Raw genomic sequence first — 15223 nt, 5'->3', positions numbered from 1 at the left:
CGTCACTGCCCGAGGTCGCGCTCGTAGTCGGCCTGCACCTTGGCCGCGTACGCCGCGGGCGTCGTCTTGCCGGCCAGCAGCAGCTGTGTTTGCGGGATCAGGCTGTTGACATGGATCGAGGCCGTCGCGTCAGCCATGAAGCCGACGAGCCCGTTGCTCTTCAGCAATTCCTGGAACGCGCTGACGGTGGCGGCAACCGCCGATCCCTCCGGCGCGGTCGGCGCCGAGGCATCCGAAGGGCCTGCCGGCACCAGGCCGCCGAGGTTCACAGTGTCCTGCCGCGCCTTTTCGTTCGTCTGTACGAAGTTCAGGAATGCGGCCGCGACATCGGCATGGGCCGACTTCGCCGGGATCCCCAGGTTGGCGGCAGCGGTCATCGCGTACGACGGTCCACCGGCCTCACCCGACGGGAACAGGAAGAACCCGAACTGGCCCGCCCCGCCCTTGTCCAGACCTGGCGCCTGCCAGTTGCCGCTCGGGAAGAACACGCCGTTGCCCTTGAGGAACTCGGCCGGCGCGCGGGTCTGGTCGATGTCGTTCACATCGGCCGGCAGGTATCCCGCCTGTCCCCAACGCTGCAGTGTGGTGGCAGCCTTCACCGTCTCCGGCTTGTCGATACTCGCGCCGGGCTTGGCGTAGTTCCAGTCCTGGACGGCCTGTGCGGCGTCCGCCGACGACATCACCAGGTTCTGCAGTGGGTAGACGCTGCCGCCGTCCTTGCCGTTGATCATGATCGGCTGCAGCCCGCTGGCCTTCGCCTTGGCGAGCAGCTGCTCGAACTCGGCCACGGTCGCCGGTGGCTGCGTCATACCGATCTGCTGCGCGAGCTTCTTGTTGTAGTACACCCCGGTCAGGCCGAAACCGGCGCCGGCGGCGTAGAGCGAACCTGTCCCCCGCTGCTTGCCGTCCGGCCCGACCCGGATGGAGTCGAACTGCGACTGCGGCCATTTGTCCCACCCGTACGCCTTGGCATACGGGTCCAGACTGGTCAGCAGATGGTCCCCGATCAGGTTGCCGAGCTGCGAGACGCGGACGAGGTCCGGAACGTTGCTCCCGGCAAGGATGTGCGCGATGTTCGTGGTCAGGGTGGCGTAGTCCTGGTTGTCCACCTTGACCGTCACATTCGGGTACTTGGCGTGGAACAGCTCCCCGAGGGCGGTGTAGAACGGCACGTCGACGCCGCTGTTGACGAGCAGCTTCAGCGTGACGGGCTCGGTGCCGACGCCGGTGGACACCGGCCCGGACGACGCCGGACCGGCTTCGGAACTGCCACCGGGCGCGCAGGCGGCGAGGAGCAAGGTGGCGGTCGCGGCTACGGCGACCACCCGGACGATTCCGCGGTACTGGGTCAGCGATCGCACGAGAACTCCTTCGAAGGCTGGATGGATGGGAACGCACGACGTACGGCGTCGCCGGCCACGTTGACGGCGTGCTGCGCGTCGGTCATGACGCTGAACATCTCGAAGAAGCCATGGATCTGGCCCGTGTACTCGGCCAGCTCGACCGGTACGCCGGCTGTCCTCAAGCGCTCTGCATACTCCTCGGCCTCGCCGCGGAGGAAGTCGTGTTCGGCGGTGATGATCGTCGCCGGCGCAACGCCGTCCACCGACTGAGCGTGCAGCGGGGACGCGTACGGCGCCTTGCGAGCCGTTGGGTCGGGGACATACGTCTCCCAGATGTGCTCGAGCCGCCGGTAGCTGTTGGCGCCGAAACCCGGCCGGCCCGCGAAGGTCGCGTACCGCTGCCGGAACGCGACCTTGTAGTCGGTGTCCTCGGTGCTGTCGATCACCGGATAGACGAGCAGTTGGGCCGCCAGCTCGACACCTTCGTCGCGCGCCTTGAGCGCCGTCGCCGCAGCGAGATTGCCGCCCGAGCTGTCGCCACCGACGGCCACGCGATCGAAGTTGCGCCGTGCCCACGCGATCGCGGTCCACGTGTCGTCGAAACCGGCCGGGAAGGGATGCTCGGGCGCGAGCCGGTAGTCGATCGACAAGACCGCGCAGGCTGCCCGGTTCGCCAGCGCGCGGGCGACGCAGTCGGCGGTGTCGAGGTCGCCGTGCATCCAGCCGCCGCCGTGCGCCCACACCAACACCTCTCGCTCCGCGCCCGCAGGCCGGTAGAGCCGAGCCGGTACGCCGTCCGCGCCGATCGACTCGACCGACGCCACCGGCGCGGGCTCGCCGGACACGGCCAGGACCTTCTCGCGCGCGTCCGCCCGCACCATCGCGATGTCGGCGCTCCACGGGTCGGGCGACGGGCCGGAGCTGTCCAGGAAGGCCTGGACCTGCTCGTGTGGCCGTGGCGTCGTGTCCTCGTCGTGGCCAGCTGCACGCATCGCATCCGTCCTCTCGTCATTCCAGACTGAGTACTCAGTCTGTTTTGCAAAAGCTACCGAGTACTCAGTCGGTTGTCTATGCTTGGCGACAACCGTCCCGGCCACCGCGAGGAGATCGACCGTGCCCGCCACTCAGAAGCCCAAGACCTCGGCCAAGGGCCTCGAGACGCGGGAGCGCATCGTCGACGTCGCCGTCCGCTTCATCGCCCGCAACGGGGCGCGCGGCACGAGCCTGGCCGATATCGCCGCCGAGGCGGGCGTGTCACAAACCGGTCTGCTCTATCACTTCGGCAGCAAGGAAGCGCTGCTGAACGCCGTCCTGGACCGCCACCTGGCCTTCACCGAGGAGTGGCTGTGGGGCGACGGCCCCGACCCCGGCATCAAGATCGTCGACATCATCGCCCGGCACATGGTGAGCTGGCCGAGCCAGCACGACGACAAGGTCTACAGCCTGCTCGGCATGAACACCGTCGTGCTCGGGGAGAACGTCAGCCCCGACACCGACCTCCACCCGCGCCTGGTCGAGGGCTACCGGACGACGATCGAGCGGGTGACGGCGACCCTTCGGTCCGCACAACAGCGCGGCGAGATGCGCGACGACCTCGATCCGCAGCTCAAGGCGATGGAGATCATCGCCTTCTGCTACGGGCTCGAGGCCGCCTGGTTGGTGAACCCGACGATCCCGGTCGCCGACGCCGCCACCACCTGGGCCGCACAGCAGACGGCACAGATGGCAGCCGGCTGAGCAGCCGCTGCCCTTGCCGCCGTATCAGAATCACAGCGGTGAACGCTGCCCGCCGCCAAGCCGGATATGGTTTCGGCAACGTTCTTGCACAACTAGGTGGGGGCTGATGCTCGACCGGTCCGAGTCTGCGCTGCGCGTTGTCGTCCGGTCGAAGTTCTATCGCTCGGCGTTCCTGGCCCTGTTGATCGCGGGGATCGGGTTGTCGGCCGCGACTCCCCAGCTGACGCTCTTCCTGGTGCGTGACCTGGGTACTCCCCTGCCGGTGGCCGGGTTGTACTACGTCACCAACCTGGCCGCCCCGGTGGCGGGCTTCCTGGTCGGCCGGTGGTCGGACCGGAGCCATGATCGACTGCTCTGGTTCCGGGTGTGCGCGGTGATCGGGAGTGTCGGCTGGCTCGCCATGGCGGCTGCGCAGACGGTGTGGCTTCCGTTCGTCATCAGCACCGTGGCGCTGAGCCTGGCCGGCGGGTCGATGGCACAGCTGTTCGCGGCCTGCCGGGATGAGCTGAGCCGACACCCGACGAAAGCCGAGAACCGGGTCATCGCGACCATCCGGATGGCCTTCACCGTCGGCTGGATCCTCGGACCGGTGCTGGGCAGCTGGTTCGGTGGTGTCTTCGGGCTGCGTGCGCTGTTGGTGGCGACCGCGGCCTGCGTCTTCGCGCAGATGCTGCCGCTCGGCGGCCAGCGGGTGGAGCGCTACGAGGATCCGGGGATCTCGCCGCTCCCCGAGGGCCGGCGACGGCTCGACCACATGATGCCGTTGCTGGTCTTCACGGCGATCTGCGTCCTGGCGATGACCGGTGACACGATCAAGTTCGGTTATCTGCCCATCTACATGGCCGAACAGCTGCATGTCTCCGACTCCGTGCGCGGTGCGGTGATCGGAATCCAGCCGCTGCTGGAGTTGCTGATGCTGCCGGCGGTGGCCCGGCTGGCCGACCGCTACGGACCACTGCGGATCATGACGGTGGGAGCCGCGCTGGGCCTGGCCGGGAACATCGCCTACGCGACCAGCAGCTCCGTCGGCGGACTGTTCCTCGGACAAGCACTGACGGCCGGCCTGTGGGCCTGCGTCGGTGCGCTAGGAGTGTCGATCGCACAACAGCTCTACCCCGAAGGCGTCGGCACCGCGTCCGGCATCTTCCTCAGCTCCATCCCACTCGGCTCGGCCATCGGCGGCGCGATCGGTGGCATCGGCGTGGCGATCATCGGCCTCCCCCATGTCTTCTTCGTCCCGGCCGGCCTGACCACCCTCGCCCTGGTCGCCTTCGTCGTACTGACCGCCCGGCTCAGCGTGCGCATGAAGGCCTGACGGATCCCGAAGTGGGTCACGAGGGCTGCTTAGGTGCGCTGGGCGGTGCCGTGGATGCCGTGTTGGTCGATGAGGGTCAATTCGGCCTCGGTCAGTGGCGGGAAGTCCAGAGCGGCGACATTGTGATCCAGCTGACCGGTCGAGCTCGCGCCGATCAGAGCAGTCGTGATCTCGGGCCGACGCAGCACCCATTGCAGTGCGAGCTGCGCGAGGGACTGACCGCGGTCCCGGGCGATCCCGTTGAGGGCCGCGGCACGCTCGCGGTAGACGTCGTCGATCTGCTCGGGCGAGAGGAAAGTGCTGTTGGCGGCCCGGGCACCGGCCGGGATCCGGCCAGCGAGGTACTTGTCCGTCAGCAGCCCCTGAGCCAAGGGGCTGTAGGCAACGAGTCCGAACCCGTCGGCGCCGGCGAGGTCGAGCAGCCCGGACTTCTCCGGCCCACGATCGAAGATCGAGTACCTCGGCTGATGCACGAGCAGCGGTACGCCGGCCGCACGCAACAGCTCCGCCATCGTATGCGCCGCGGCGGTCGGGTAGTTCGACACACCGACGTACAGCGCCTTCCCCTGCTGGACCGCGCTCACCAAGGCACCGGCCGTCTCCTCGAGCGGAGTCGAGGGATCTGCGCGGTGGTGATAGAAGATGTCGACGTACTCGGTGCCGAGGTCGCGCAGGCTGTGCTCCAGCGAGGTCAGCAGGGACTTGCGTGAACCGCCTTTGAAATAAGGGCTCGGACCGATCGGATTCCCCGCCTTCGTGGTCAGGATCAGCTCGTCACGGTACGGCGCCAGATCGGTCCGCAGCACGTGGCCGAAGAACTTCTCCGCGGCGCGGAACGGCGGACCGTACCGGTTCGCGTTGTCGAAGTGCGTGATCCCCAGGTCGAAGGCATGCAGCACGATCTCCCGCTGCTTCTCGAACGGGTAGTCAGCGCCGAACTTCTGCCACAGCCCGAGCGACAGCGCCGGCAGGTCGAGCCCGGATCGGCCCGCCCGGCGGTACTGCAGACGTTCGTAGCGGTCAGCGGCCGCGCGGTAGGTCGTCACACCGGCGATTCTTCCCGATGTCCCCTGTCCGGTGGGCACTGTCCGCGATGCGACCAGGTGCTTCAGGCGTCGGTGGCGGTTTCCCGGCGGAACGCTTCGACCGCGGTGGGGAGCGTGAAGAAGATTCGGTGCGGGCCGAGCCGCTCGAGGAAGCCGGCTGCTTCGAGGTCGTCGCGGAGGTCCTGTTTGACGCGCGCCAGGGCGAGGACGATGCCGCGTCCCGCGAGCTCTTCGCGCAGCAAGTCCAGGGCATCGAGGGCGGTGATGTCGATCTCGATGTTGGCCTCGGTATTGAGCAGCAGCCAGCGGACCGGGGGCTCGGCGGCGTCGACGGCGGCGAGCGCTCGGCTGCGGAAGTTCTCGGCGTTGGCGAAGAACAGCGGTGAGTCGTAGCGGTAGACGACCAGGCCGGGGACCGGGCGCGCGTCCGGATAGTCGTCGACGTCGTGCATGCCGGCGATCCCCGGCACATACCCCAGAATGCCGTCATGCGGCCGGGCGACTCTGCGCAGTACGTCGAGAACCGACAACCCGACAGCGACGAGTACGCCGTACAGGACGTTCAGAGCGATCACACCGACCGTCGTCGCCAGCGCCAGCCACAGCTCGCTGCGGCGGAAGGCGGCGATGCGGCGGAACTCGGCCACCTCGATGAGCCGGAGGGCTGCGTAGACGACGAGCGCGCCCAGCGCGGGGATCGGGAAGGTCGCCAGCAACGGGCCGGCGAACAGCAAGGTCGCGACGATGACCGCCGCGGCCACCAGCGAGTACACCTGGCTCTTCGCGCCGGCTGCCTCCGCGACCGCGGTCCGGCTGCCGCTACTGCTGATCGGGTACCCGTGCACCAGACTTGCGGAGAGGTTGCCCAGCCCGAGGACGAGCAACTCGCGATCCGGATCGAGCGGCTCACCACCGCGGGTCGCGAACGCGCGACCGGTCAGCACGGTGTCGGTGTAGCCGACCAGCGCGACGCCCAGCGCGGGGAACGCCAGCAACGCGATGTCCTTACCCGTCACCGGCGGTAGGTGGGGCACCGGGAGACCACTCGGCACCTCCCCCACGACTGCCACTCCCTTGTCCGCCAGGTCAGCTGCCCACGTCACCACCGCGGCCAGGGTCACCACGATCAGCGGTCCGGGGAGCCACGGCGTCCAGCGCGCCGATGCGAGCAACAGCGTCAAGGCGGTCACTGACAAGAGCACCGGCGCCAACTGCCATTCGCCGAACAACTGGATCGCCGACCAGACCCGGGCCGGCGGAGAATCACCATGCACCGGGGCGCCGGTCAGTCGCCCGAGCTGACTGGTCATCATGATCACCGCGATACCGGCCAGATAGCCGATCAGCACCGGCTTGGACAGCAGATCCGCAAGGAACCCCAGCCGCGCCAGCCATCCCACCACACAGATCGCGCCGACCAAGAGCGCCAGTACGGCGGCCAGCACCGCATAGCGAGCCGGGTCACCAGCGGCCAGCGGACCGATCGCCGCCGCGGTCAGCAGTGCCGTGGTCGACTCCGGGCCGAGCGACAGCAACCGCGACGACCCGAGCAGGAAATACAGCACAAGCGGCCCCAGCGACGCCCACAGCCCGGTCACGGCGGGTAATCCAGCCAACTCCGAGTAGGCCATCACCTGCGGCACGAAGTACGCCGCCACCGTCACACCCGCGATCACGTCCGACCGCAGCCAGCCCTTGCGATAGCTGCGCAGGAGGGTGATACCGGGAGCAGACAACGACCAGCCGGCCACCCCGCACCTCCCCTCGCAGACCACTTCCTGCTCATAGTGTCGTGGAGTCACGGACTTTTTCGGTGCTACAGGGCCGTGCAAGCCGGACGCGGATGCGAGATGGTTCAGGGATGAGTGGTGCGAAGAAGATCAGTGGTGCGAAGAAGCGGTTGCCGAAGAAGCGGTACGAGCGGGAGCTACTGAACCTGCAGGCCGAGTTGGTGAAGCTGCAGGAATGGGTGCGCGTGGAAGGCGCCCGGCTGGTGGTGGTCTTCGAGGGCCGGGACGCCGCCGGGAAGGGCAGCACGATCAAGCGGGTGACGCAGTTCCTCAACCCGCGGGTCGCGCGGATCGTGGCACTGCCGGCGCCGACCGAGCGGCAGCGGTCGCAGTGGTACTTCCAGCGGTACGTCGAGCTCCTGCCGGCCGCCGGCGAGATCGTCCTGTTCGACCGCAGTTGGTACAACCGGGCCGGCGTCGAGCGGGTGATGGGGTTCTGCACGAACCAGGAGTACGCGCGGTTCCTGCATCAGTCCCCGATCTTCGAGCGGCTCCTGATCGAGGACGGCGTACTGCTGCGCAAGTACTGGTTCTCGGTCAGCGACGGCGAGCAGGAGAACCGCTTCCGCCGCCGCCTCGAGGACCCGATGCGCAGCTGGAAACTGTCCCCGATGGACCTCGAGTCGATCACCCGCTGGGAGGACTACTCGCGCGCCAAGGACGAGATGTTCGTCCACACCGACATCCCCGAGGCGCCCTGGTACGTCGTCGAGAGCGAGGACAAACGCTCGGCGCGGATCAACATGATCGCCCACCTGCTGTCCACGCTCCAGTACCACGAGGTCCAGCGGCGACCGATCGACCTCCCACCCCGCCCACCGTCGAAGGGCTACGAACGCCCACCCCGCGAGATGCAGACCCAGGTCCCCGACCACGCCGCCGCCCTCCGCCGCTGATGGGGGATTGACCTTGGTTCGGCCGAGGAGGACTGTCGGAAGCAACAGGGGGGACACCTGCCACAACTCTCGGCCACCGGCCTCCGATCATCGATGCCGCCTGCCCTGGCCCTGGACCGCGCCCTCCCTCGCAACGGGAAACCGGCGTTACCAAGGAGGAGACATGGCCAGGAAGGTGTTCGAAGACAGCGTTGTTCCGTTGCCGCCTGATGATGGACTCGTGGCCGGCGGGCTGGTCGTCCAGGCGGCGGCGCCGCGCAATCGGGCCGAGACGATGGAGGTCATGTTCTCCCTCGCGCTGCCCGCCGATTCCCAGCGCAGCCTGGAGGAGGCGGTCGCCCGCGGCGACGTCGTACCGGCCGGTGAGCTCGCGGCGATCCGGGCAGCGGATGGTGAACGCGCCAAGCTCGAGACGTGGTTGGAGGGACACGGATTCTCCGTCGAGCATGTGTCCGAGGACGGGACGAGCGTCTACACGACCTCCACGGTCGCGAACCTGGCCAAGCAGTTGCAGGTCGACATGGTGCAAGTGACGAAGGACGGGATCACCTTCACCGCGGCCCGCAATGCGCCGAGCCTGCCGGCCACCGTCGGCGAAGGCGTCCAGGCGATCATCGGGTTGCAGCCGTTCCGGCACGCCAACAAGCACTTCCGATCGGTCGTTCCTCCCATCCCGGCCGCGGAGGCGGCGAGGGTCCTGAATTCGCCGCCGTACCTCGTATCCGAGATTCTCGCGGCCTACGGCGCCGCTGGCCTCACCGTGGACGGCACCGGGCAGACGATCGCGATCCTGATCGACACAGTCCCGAAGACATCGGACATCACGGCCTTCTGGAAAGCCAACGACCTGAAGACCAAGGCGTCGCGGATCAAGAAGATCAACGTCAGCGGCGCGGCCCTGGGACCGCCCGAAGGCGAAGAGACACTCGACGTCGCCTGGTCGAGCGGCATCGCGCCAGGAGCCAGGATCCGGGTCTACGCCAGCGGATCGCTGTCGTTCGTCGCTCTGGACCGCGCGCTCGACCGGATCATCGCCGACCTCCCGCGGAACCCGGGCCTACGGCAACTGTCCATCAGCCTCGGCCTCGGTGAGACCTTCCTGGGCGGTCCCCAGGGTGAGGTCGCCATCCAGCATCAGAAGTTCCTCCGGCTCGCCGCGGCCGGCGTGAACGTGTTCGTGTCGAGCGGTGACGCGGGTTCGAACCCCGATCAGACCGGTCACGGCTCCCACGGTCCGTTACAGGCCGAGTACGAGTCGTCGGACTCGGCGGTCATCGGTGTCGGCGGAACCTCACTGCAGCTGACCCCTCAAGGCGCGGTCAGCGCCGAAACGGGGTGGGCCGGCAGCGGCGGCGGCGCCAGCATCTTCTTCGGCCGGCCGGTCTGGCAGACCGCCGCCGGAGTGCCCGCCGGCGACCGCCGCCTCGTGCCGGACGTCAGCCTCGTCGCCGACCCCGGTACCGGCGCACTGCTCATCCTCAACGGTGCGGCGACTCAGATCGGTGGAACGAGCTGGAGCGCACCCGTGTGGGCAGCGTTCTGCGCCCTGATCAACGAGGCCCGCACCCGGGCCGGGAAGCCGGCGCTCGGATTCCTCAACCCGCAGCTCTACCCACTCGCGGGCGGGCCCTGCTTCCGGGACATCACCGCCGGGACGAACGGCGCCTTCCAAGCCGGCGCCGGGTACGACGAGGTCACCGGCCTCGGCGTCCCCAACGTCGGTCGGCTCATCACAGCTCTCACGACCTAGCTATCTCGACTGACCACGTGCACGACGAGCGGTCAGCGGAAGAGGTCGAGGCTGTTGCCGATCATGACGGTGGCGAGGACGGCCAGGAGGATGACGGTGATGGTGTTGAGGTTGGCCAGGAGCCAGGTTTCGATGCTCTTGAGGGTCGGGGCCGATCGGTCCGGGCCCATGATCGCGACCGCCAGCAGTGGGGTGAGGACTGTCGCCGAGGCAGCCAGGACGAAGATGGCCGCGGCGACGACCGTAGTGCCGGGGGCGAGGCCGGCGCCACCGATGTAACTGGCCGCGCTCACGACGAGCGGGAGGTTCTTCAGGTTCGCCAAGGCTGCGGCCGCGCCGGTCAGGACCAGGGCGGGTGCGGCCATGGTGGCGATCCGATCGACGACCGCCGGGCGGGGTGGCGGCACGCCAGGCTCCGGACGTTTGCGCCAGTACCGGACAGCCAGTACGGCGAACAGGACGCCGACCGCGAGCTGGATGAGGTCGACTCCGTCACGCGCCGCGTCCGCGTTCTTCTCCGCGACTGTGTCAGTGAGCCACGCGACGAGTCCGACCGCGATCGCCAGCGCGCCGACCCAGCCCGCGGCGAAGCTCAGCCCGGCACGCACCGGGCGGCGCGACATCAGCACCAGCACGATGCAGACCATCGGCACGGGACTCAAGGCGATCGCCATCGCCTGGGGAAGCACCGCACCGACGACGGGCCACAACCTCACCACTCCTTCGAGAGCTCAGGCACTCTTCGGCGGCCGGGTCGGCGGGACCTGCATGACCTCGAGGATGTCCACCCCCAGCATGTCGAGGTGGTTGAGAATACCTGCCAGCGCCGCCTGGTCGTCCAGGTATCCGTGCAGGACGGTCTGCGCCGGTTCCGAGTCGGCGGCCAGCGAAGGAAACGCGTCGGTCAGGTCAGGTGACAAGGTGCCCTTCACCCGGATGACGTAATGGCCCATAGGAACGCCCCCTTTCACGGCCCCTCGACACGACTCTCCAGCGTCCGGCGCCGGGAAGCATCACCCTTCCTGGACGACGAGCCGTCCGACTGGCGAACTCTCACCCAGCTGGGCCGGGGCGGTTTGCCCGTCGTACGGTCGAAGCAAGCCTGGACCCGGGCAGTCAGGGGGGAGGGATCACCTGGATCGGGTGACCTGCCCTGTCTCGGTGAGTCGGAGACGGATGGTGCGCGGACCGCCTCAGCGTGCGCATGCTGTCGCCATGACGGCCCGTGCTTGGAAGAAGGCGCTGCCGCTGGCGCTGTCCGCCGTGCTGACAGTGCTGCTCGTCGGCCGTGCCGATGCGGCCGTCGCCGCGGGTTCCCCGGAGGACGCCGCCGGGCAACTGCTGGCCGACCGCTACTCCCCCGTCGTCCGGCTGCAGCAGGATTCGTCGAGATGCGAGGACGGCGAGCAGTTCCAGCCCACCGACGTCGAGGCGGTCCTGGGTGACCAGCAGGTCGCGCTCCGTGGGCCGTGGCGGCCGCCCGACCTGGTCAAGACGCAGCCGCGGGACCAGGACCTCGGCCGTGGCTACCCAGGTCACTTCCTGGACTTCCCCGGCGATCCGCTGCGCCCGGGGTGCGACTATGCCGAGTGGTCGGCGCGGATCAACGCGGTGCATCCGGCGACCGTCTATGCCCACGTCGCCACGGACCCCAAGTTCCCCGGGCAGATCTCGCTGGAGTACTGGTTCTTCTACGTCTTCAACGACTACAACAACACTCACGAGGGCGACTGGGAATCGATCCAGCTCGTCTTCGACGCGCCGACGCCCGCCGCCGCACTGGCCACGCACCCGACCGCCGTCGGGTTCAGCCAGCACGGCGGCGCCGAGCGGGCCCGGTGGGGCGACGCCAAGCTCGAGATCGTCGACGGAACCCATCCGGTCGTCTATCCGGCCGCGGGTTCGCACGCGAACAAGTTCGGTCAGCGCCTGTACCTCGGTCGCGGCTCGGAGGGGCTGGGTTGTGACGACACGACCAGGCCGAAAGCCCCGATGAGTCCGCACGTCGCCTATGTGCCGATGGCCACCGCGGACTACGTGAAGGAGTATCCCTGGCTGGCGTTCGAGGGACGGTGGGGCGAACGGCAGAGGTCCTTCTTCGACGGACCCACCGGGCCGAACATGAAGGACTCGTGGACAGCGCCCATCCAGGATGCCGAGACGACGTGGCGGGACGACAGCGGTGTCGTCCCGGCCGGCTCCCTGCTGGGCCCGAGCAGCACCGGCGCCTTCTGTGCGGCGGTCGCGGCCGGATCGAACCTGGTCCGCGAAACCCTCGACCGGACCTGGCTGCTCGGCCTGATCCTCGCCGCACTCGTCGCGTTGATCTGGTTCGCGGCGAGCCGGACGCGGTGGAGCGATGCCGATCCCCTGCCGGCCCGGAAGCGGCGGGCCTGGGGACAGGCTGTCACCGCCGCGCTGAGGTTGTTCCGGCTGCGGCCGATCCTGTTCGCCGGCTTCGCGGCGGCGTTCGTCGTACTCAGCCTTTGCACGGTCGTCCTGACCGAGTTTCAGATGGCCAGACGCGACGCTCCCACCGACCTCGGCGCTCCGACCGAGAACTCGCCCGGTTTGTGGGCGTCCCTGGTGGCGCTGGCGGTCACGATCCTCACGATTGCGACGTACGGCGCCCTGCTGGCGACCGTGACGACGACGCTCGACCAGCTGGATCGGGGCGTCCAGGTGACGGCCAAGCTCACGGTGCGCGAGGTGGTCTCGAACTGGCGGCCACTGGCTCGCGCGGCTGTGCAGTACTGGGTCGTGTTCACCGTCCTCGCACTGTTCATCGCGACGATCCCCGTGGCCATCTACTACGCGGTCAGCCGGGCGTTCGCCCTACCCATCGTGGTCGCGGAACAGCGCTCCGGACGTACGGCGCTGAGACGCAGCCGGATGCTGGTCAAGGGCCGGTGGTGGCGAACCGCGGTGCCACTCGCGATCATCATCGGACTCGGCCTGGCCGCCGGCCCGATCGCCGGGATCGTCCTGCTGCTCGCCACCGACCTGGCCCCCACGCTGATCAACCTCGGGACGTCGATCATGTTCGCCCTCGCGATGCCGATCACCGCCGCGGCCGTCGCGTACCTGTACTTCGACCGCGCCGCCTTCGCGCTGGAATCACCTGGATCGGGTGAGCTCCCGGACGCGGGCCAAACCTATTCTCAGGGTGGCGACGGGAGCGTCGAGCAAGACCTGCCCTCGGTGCGCTCCGACTCCTGAGGGGACCGGAGGAGGTCCAAATGGTCCAGGCCGACAGCGAACCGCCGACGCCGGCAGCCACACCGCCGGACGACCGGCGCCACCTGCTGTGGATCGCGATCGCGACCGGGGTGATCGTCGTGGCGGCGCTGATCATCGTCGCCGTACGGAGCAACGACGATACCCCCGGCGCGTCGTCATCGGCTGATGCCAGTACGGCGATGTGCCCCGCGATCCCGCTGGCGGACCAGGTCCTGCCGTCGATCGTGACGATCGCGGCGAGCCGCGGCGCCCAGGCCGGCACCGGGTCCGGCCAGGTCTTCCAGGACGGTGGGTACATCCTCACCAACGACCATGTCATCTCGGTCGCCGCGGGTGGGGGCAACGTCTCGGTCCGGTACAGCGACGGTCACAGCTCCGACGCCACGATCGTCGGCCGTGATCCCAGCACCGACCTGGCGGTGCTCAAGGCCGCCGACGGCGCGAAGGACTACCCCGTGATCACCCTCGGGTCGTCGGCGTCGCTGCGGGTCGGCCAGCCCGTCGTCGCCCTCGGCGCTCCGCTCGGCCTCGCCAGCACGGTCACCTCCGGCATCGTCAGCGCACTGGATCGCTACGTTCCGGTGCCGGGCGACGGTGTCACCCACCATCTGATCGGCGCCATCCAGACCGACGCGGCCATCAACCCCGGCAACAGCGGCGGCGCCCTGGTGGACTGCTCCGGGCATCTGGTCGGAGTCAACGCAGCGATCGCCACGGTGCCGAACGAGGCCGGGGTCAGCGGCGGCGGCAGCGTCGGCCTCGGCTTCGCGATCCCGGTGGACCTGGCGAAACCGATCGCCGACGAACTCATCCGGACCGGACAGCCGGGTCACCCGACGACCGGCCTGCAGGTCCAGGAGATCCCACCCGCGGTCGCCGAGGCGGCGGGCACCCAGACCGGCCTGTTCGTCCTCGCGGTCGACCCCGGCGGCCCGGCTGCCAAGGCCGGCCTGCAACCAGGCGACATCATCACCGAGGTCGACAACGCACCGGCTGTCAGCAGTGAGCAGATCGTGGTCGCGACGCTGACCCGCAAGGTCGGAGACACCATCGAGCTGACCTACCTGCGGGGAGGCACGTCGGCGACCACCACCCTCACCCTGGGCGCGCCGTAGTACTCACGCGGGCGGGACCGGCTGCGAGGCGAGCAGGTCGAACCCGAGCCGGCGGGCCAGGAACTCCGCGGCCAGCTGACCTTTGATGCTGTTGCCGGCCTGATCCAGCCGCGGTCCAAACGTTCCCAGCCCACCCTTACCGGGCGAGACCGTCACGATCCCGCCACCGATCCCGCTCTTGCCCGGAACCCCGACGTCGAGCAGCCAGTCCCCGGAGGTCTCGTACAGGCCCGCGATCGTCATCACCGCCAGCGTCACACGCGCGACATCCGCATCGACGACCCGTTCCTGCGTCACCGGGCACACGCCGCCGTCCGCCGGCGTCGCCCCCATCATTGCCAGATCTGTCGCGGTGACGCTCAGACAGCTCTGCCTGGTGTAGAGCTCGGTCGCCTCCTCGGAATCACCGGAGAGCCCGCCCACACTCCGCAGGAGGGCGGCGAGGGCCCGGTTGCGATGGTTCGTGGCCAGCGCGGACGCGAGGACGTCGTCGTCCAGCACGAGCTCCCGGCCGGCGAAGCGGGAAAGACCGTCGACAATGAACTGCCACCGGTCCTCCAGCGAACGACCCGGTGTCAGGCTGGTCGTCGCGATCGCATCGGGATTCACCATCGGGTTGGTCCGTCCTTGCGGAGATCGCTCGACCGCCTGCACCGAGTTGAAGGGCAAGCCGGTCGCATTCACGCCCACCAGGGCGCGGATGGCATCGACCCCGACCGCCTGACACATCAGGGCGAACACGAACGGCTTGGCGACGCTCATGATCGTGAACGACCGGCCGGAGTCGCCCGCCTCGAACCGGCGCCCGTCGATCGCCACGACGCACAGACCGAACCCCTCCGGATCCGCCCGGGCCAAGGCGGGATACACCTCCGAGACCGTCCCGTCGCCAACACCGCGAAAGCGCTCGTACGCCGCCTGGACGAGCTCGGCGACCGTTGTGACTTCGGGCAGGCCGCCGGTGGATACGTACCTGTCGGCGTTCGGCATG

Annotated in this window: 13 protein-coding genes; 6 read left to right on the top strand and 7 right to left on the bottom strand. The window is 68.8% G+C overall.

Annotated features, from left to right (window positions below; genetic code table 11):
• Positions 1-2: 2 nt before the first annotated feature.
• Positions 3-1361 (bottom strand): ABC transporter substrate-binding protein, encoded by a 1359-nt coding sequence (locus OG555_RS33380; protein ID WP_329476543.1) that lies wholly within the window; start codon positions 1359-1361, stop codon positions 3-5.
• Positions 1349-2335: an alpha/beta hydrolase gene (locus OG555_RS33375; RefSeq protein WP_329476542.1), complete on the bottom strand. Its 987-nt coding sequence runs from the start codon at positions 2333-2335 to the stop codon at positions 1349-1351. Before OG555_RS33375 ends, OG555_RS33380 begins: the two co-directional genes overlap by 13 nt.
• Before the next feature lie 121 nt (positions 2336-2456).
• Between OG555_RS33375 and OG555_RS33370 the strand changes: the two genes are divergently transcribed.
• On the top strand, positions 2457-3080 hold the full coding sequence (locus OG555_RS33370) for a TetR/AcrR family transcriptional regulator (protein WP_329476541.1): 624 nt from the start codon (positions 2457-2459) through the stop codon (positions 3078-3080).
• 106 nt (positions 3081-3186) lie between these two features.
• Entirely contained in the window at positions 3187-4395 is a 1209-nt protein-coding gene (locus OG555_RS33365; protein WP_329476540.1) for an MFS transporter, read from the top strand.
• 29 nt (positions 4396-4424) lie between these two features.
• Here the strand turns inward: OG555_RS33365 and OG555_RS33360 are convergent, their stop codons facing one another.
• Together OG555_RS33360 and OG555_RS33355 are read right to left on the bottom strand one after the other, a co-directional pair.
• Positions 4425-5441: an aldo/keto reductase gene (locus OG555_RS33360; RefSeq protein WP_329476539.1), complete on the bottom strand. Its 1017-nt coding sequence runs from the start codon at positions 5439-5441 to the stop codon at positions 4425-4427.
• Between the two features lie 62 nt (positions 5442-5503).
• Entirely contained in the window at positions 5504-7192 is a 1689-nt protein-coding gene (locus OG555_RS33355) for a SulP family inorganic anion transporter (protein ID WP_329476538.1), read from the bottom strand.
• Positions 7193-7302: 110 nt separating this feature from the next.
• On the opposite strand from OG555_RS33355, the gene ppk2 reads away from it, so the two are divergent.
• Positions 7303-8127, top strand: a complete 825-nt coding sequence (ppk2, locus tag OG555_RS33350; protein ID WP_329476537.1) for a polyphosphate kinase 2 — start codon at positions 7303-7305, stop codon at positions 8125-8127.
• Positions 8128-8290: 163 nt separating this feature from the next.
• Positions 8291-9877 carry a S53 family peptidase gene (locus OG555_RS33345; protein WP_329476536.1) on the top strand — a complete coding sequence of 529 codons (1587 nt, stop codon included), beginning with the start codon at positions 8291-8293 and terminating at the stop codon, positions 9875-9877.
• Positions 9878-9909: 32 nt separating this feature from the next.
• Here OG555_RS33345 and OG555_RS33340 read toward each other — a convergent pair whose 3' ends face one another.
• Both OG555_RS33340 and OG555_RS33335 read right to left on the bottom strand, forming a co-directional pair.
• Positions 9910-10593: a GAP family protein gene (locus OG555_RS33340; RefSeq protein ID WP_329476535.1), complete on the bottom strand. Its 684-nt coding sequence runs from the start codon at positions 10591-10593 to the stop codon at positions 9910-9912.
• A 15-nt stretch (positions 10594-10608) separates the two neighbouring features.
• Positions 10609-10830, bottom strand: coding sequence for a hypothetical protein (locus OG555_RS33335; RefSeq protein ID WP_329476534.1), 222 nt, complete (start codon positions 10828-10830; stop codon positions 10609-10611).
• Positions 10831-11092: 262 nt separating this feature from the next.
• On the opposite strand from OG555_RS33335, the gene OG555_RS33330 reads away from it, so the two are divergent.
• On the top strand, positions 11093-13096 hold the full coding sequence (locus tag OG555_RS33330; protein WP_329476533.1) for a hypothetical protein: 2004 nt from the start codon (positions 11093-11095) through the stop codon (positions 13094-13096).
• Positions 13097-13116: 20 nt separating this feature from the next.
• Positions 13117-14232, top strand: coding sequence for a S1C family serine protease (locus OG555_RS33325; protein WP_329476532.1), 1116 nt, complete (start codon positions 13117-13119; stop codon positions 14230-14232).
• A 3-nt stretch (positions 14233-14235) separates the two neighbouring features.
• Here the strand turns inward: OG555_RS33325 and glsA are convergent, their stop codons facing one another.
• A complete protein-coding gene (gene glsA, locus OG555_RS33320) occupies positions 14236-15222 on the bottom strand; it encodes a glutaminase A (protein WP_329476531.1) in 987 nt (328 codons plus the stop codon).
• Position 15223: the final 1 nt, after the last annotated feature.

The organism is Kribbella sp. NBC_01484 (assembly GCF_036227145.1).
Classification (GTDB): Bacteria; Actinomycetota; Actinomycetes; order Propionibacteriales; family Kribbellaceae; genus Kribbella.
This window is presented reverse-complemented; position numbering and strand designations above follow the sequence as displayed.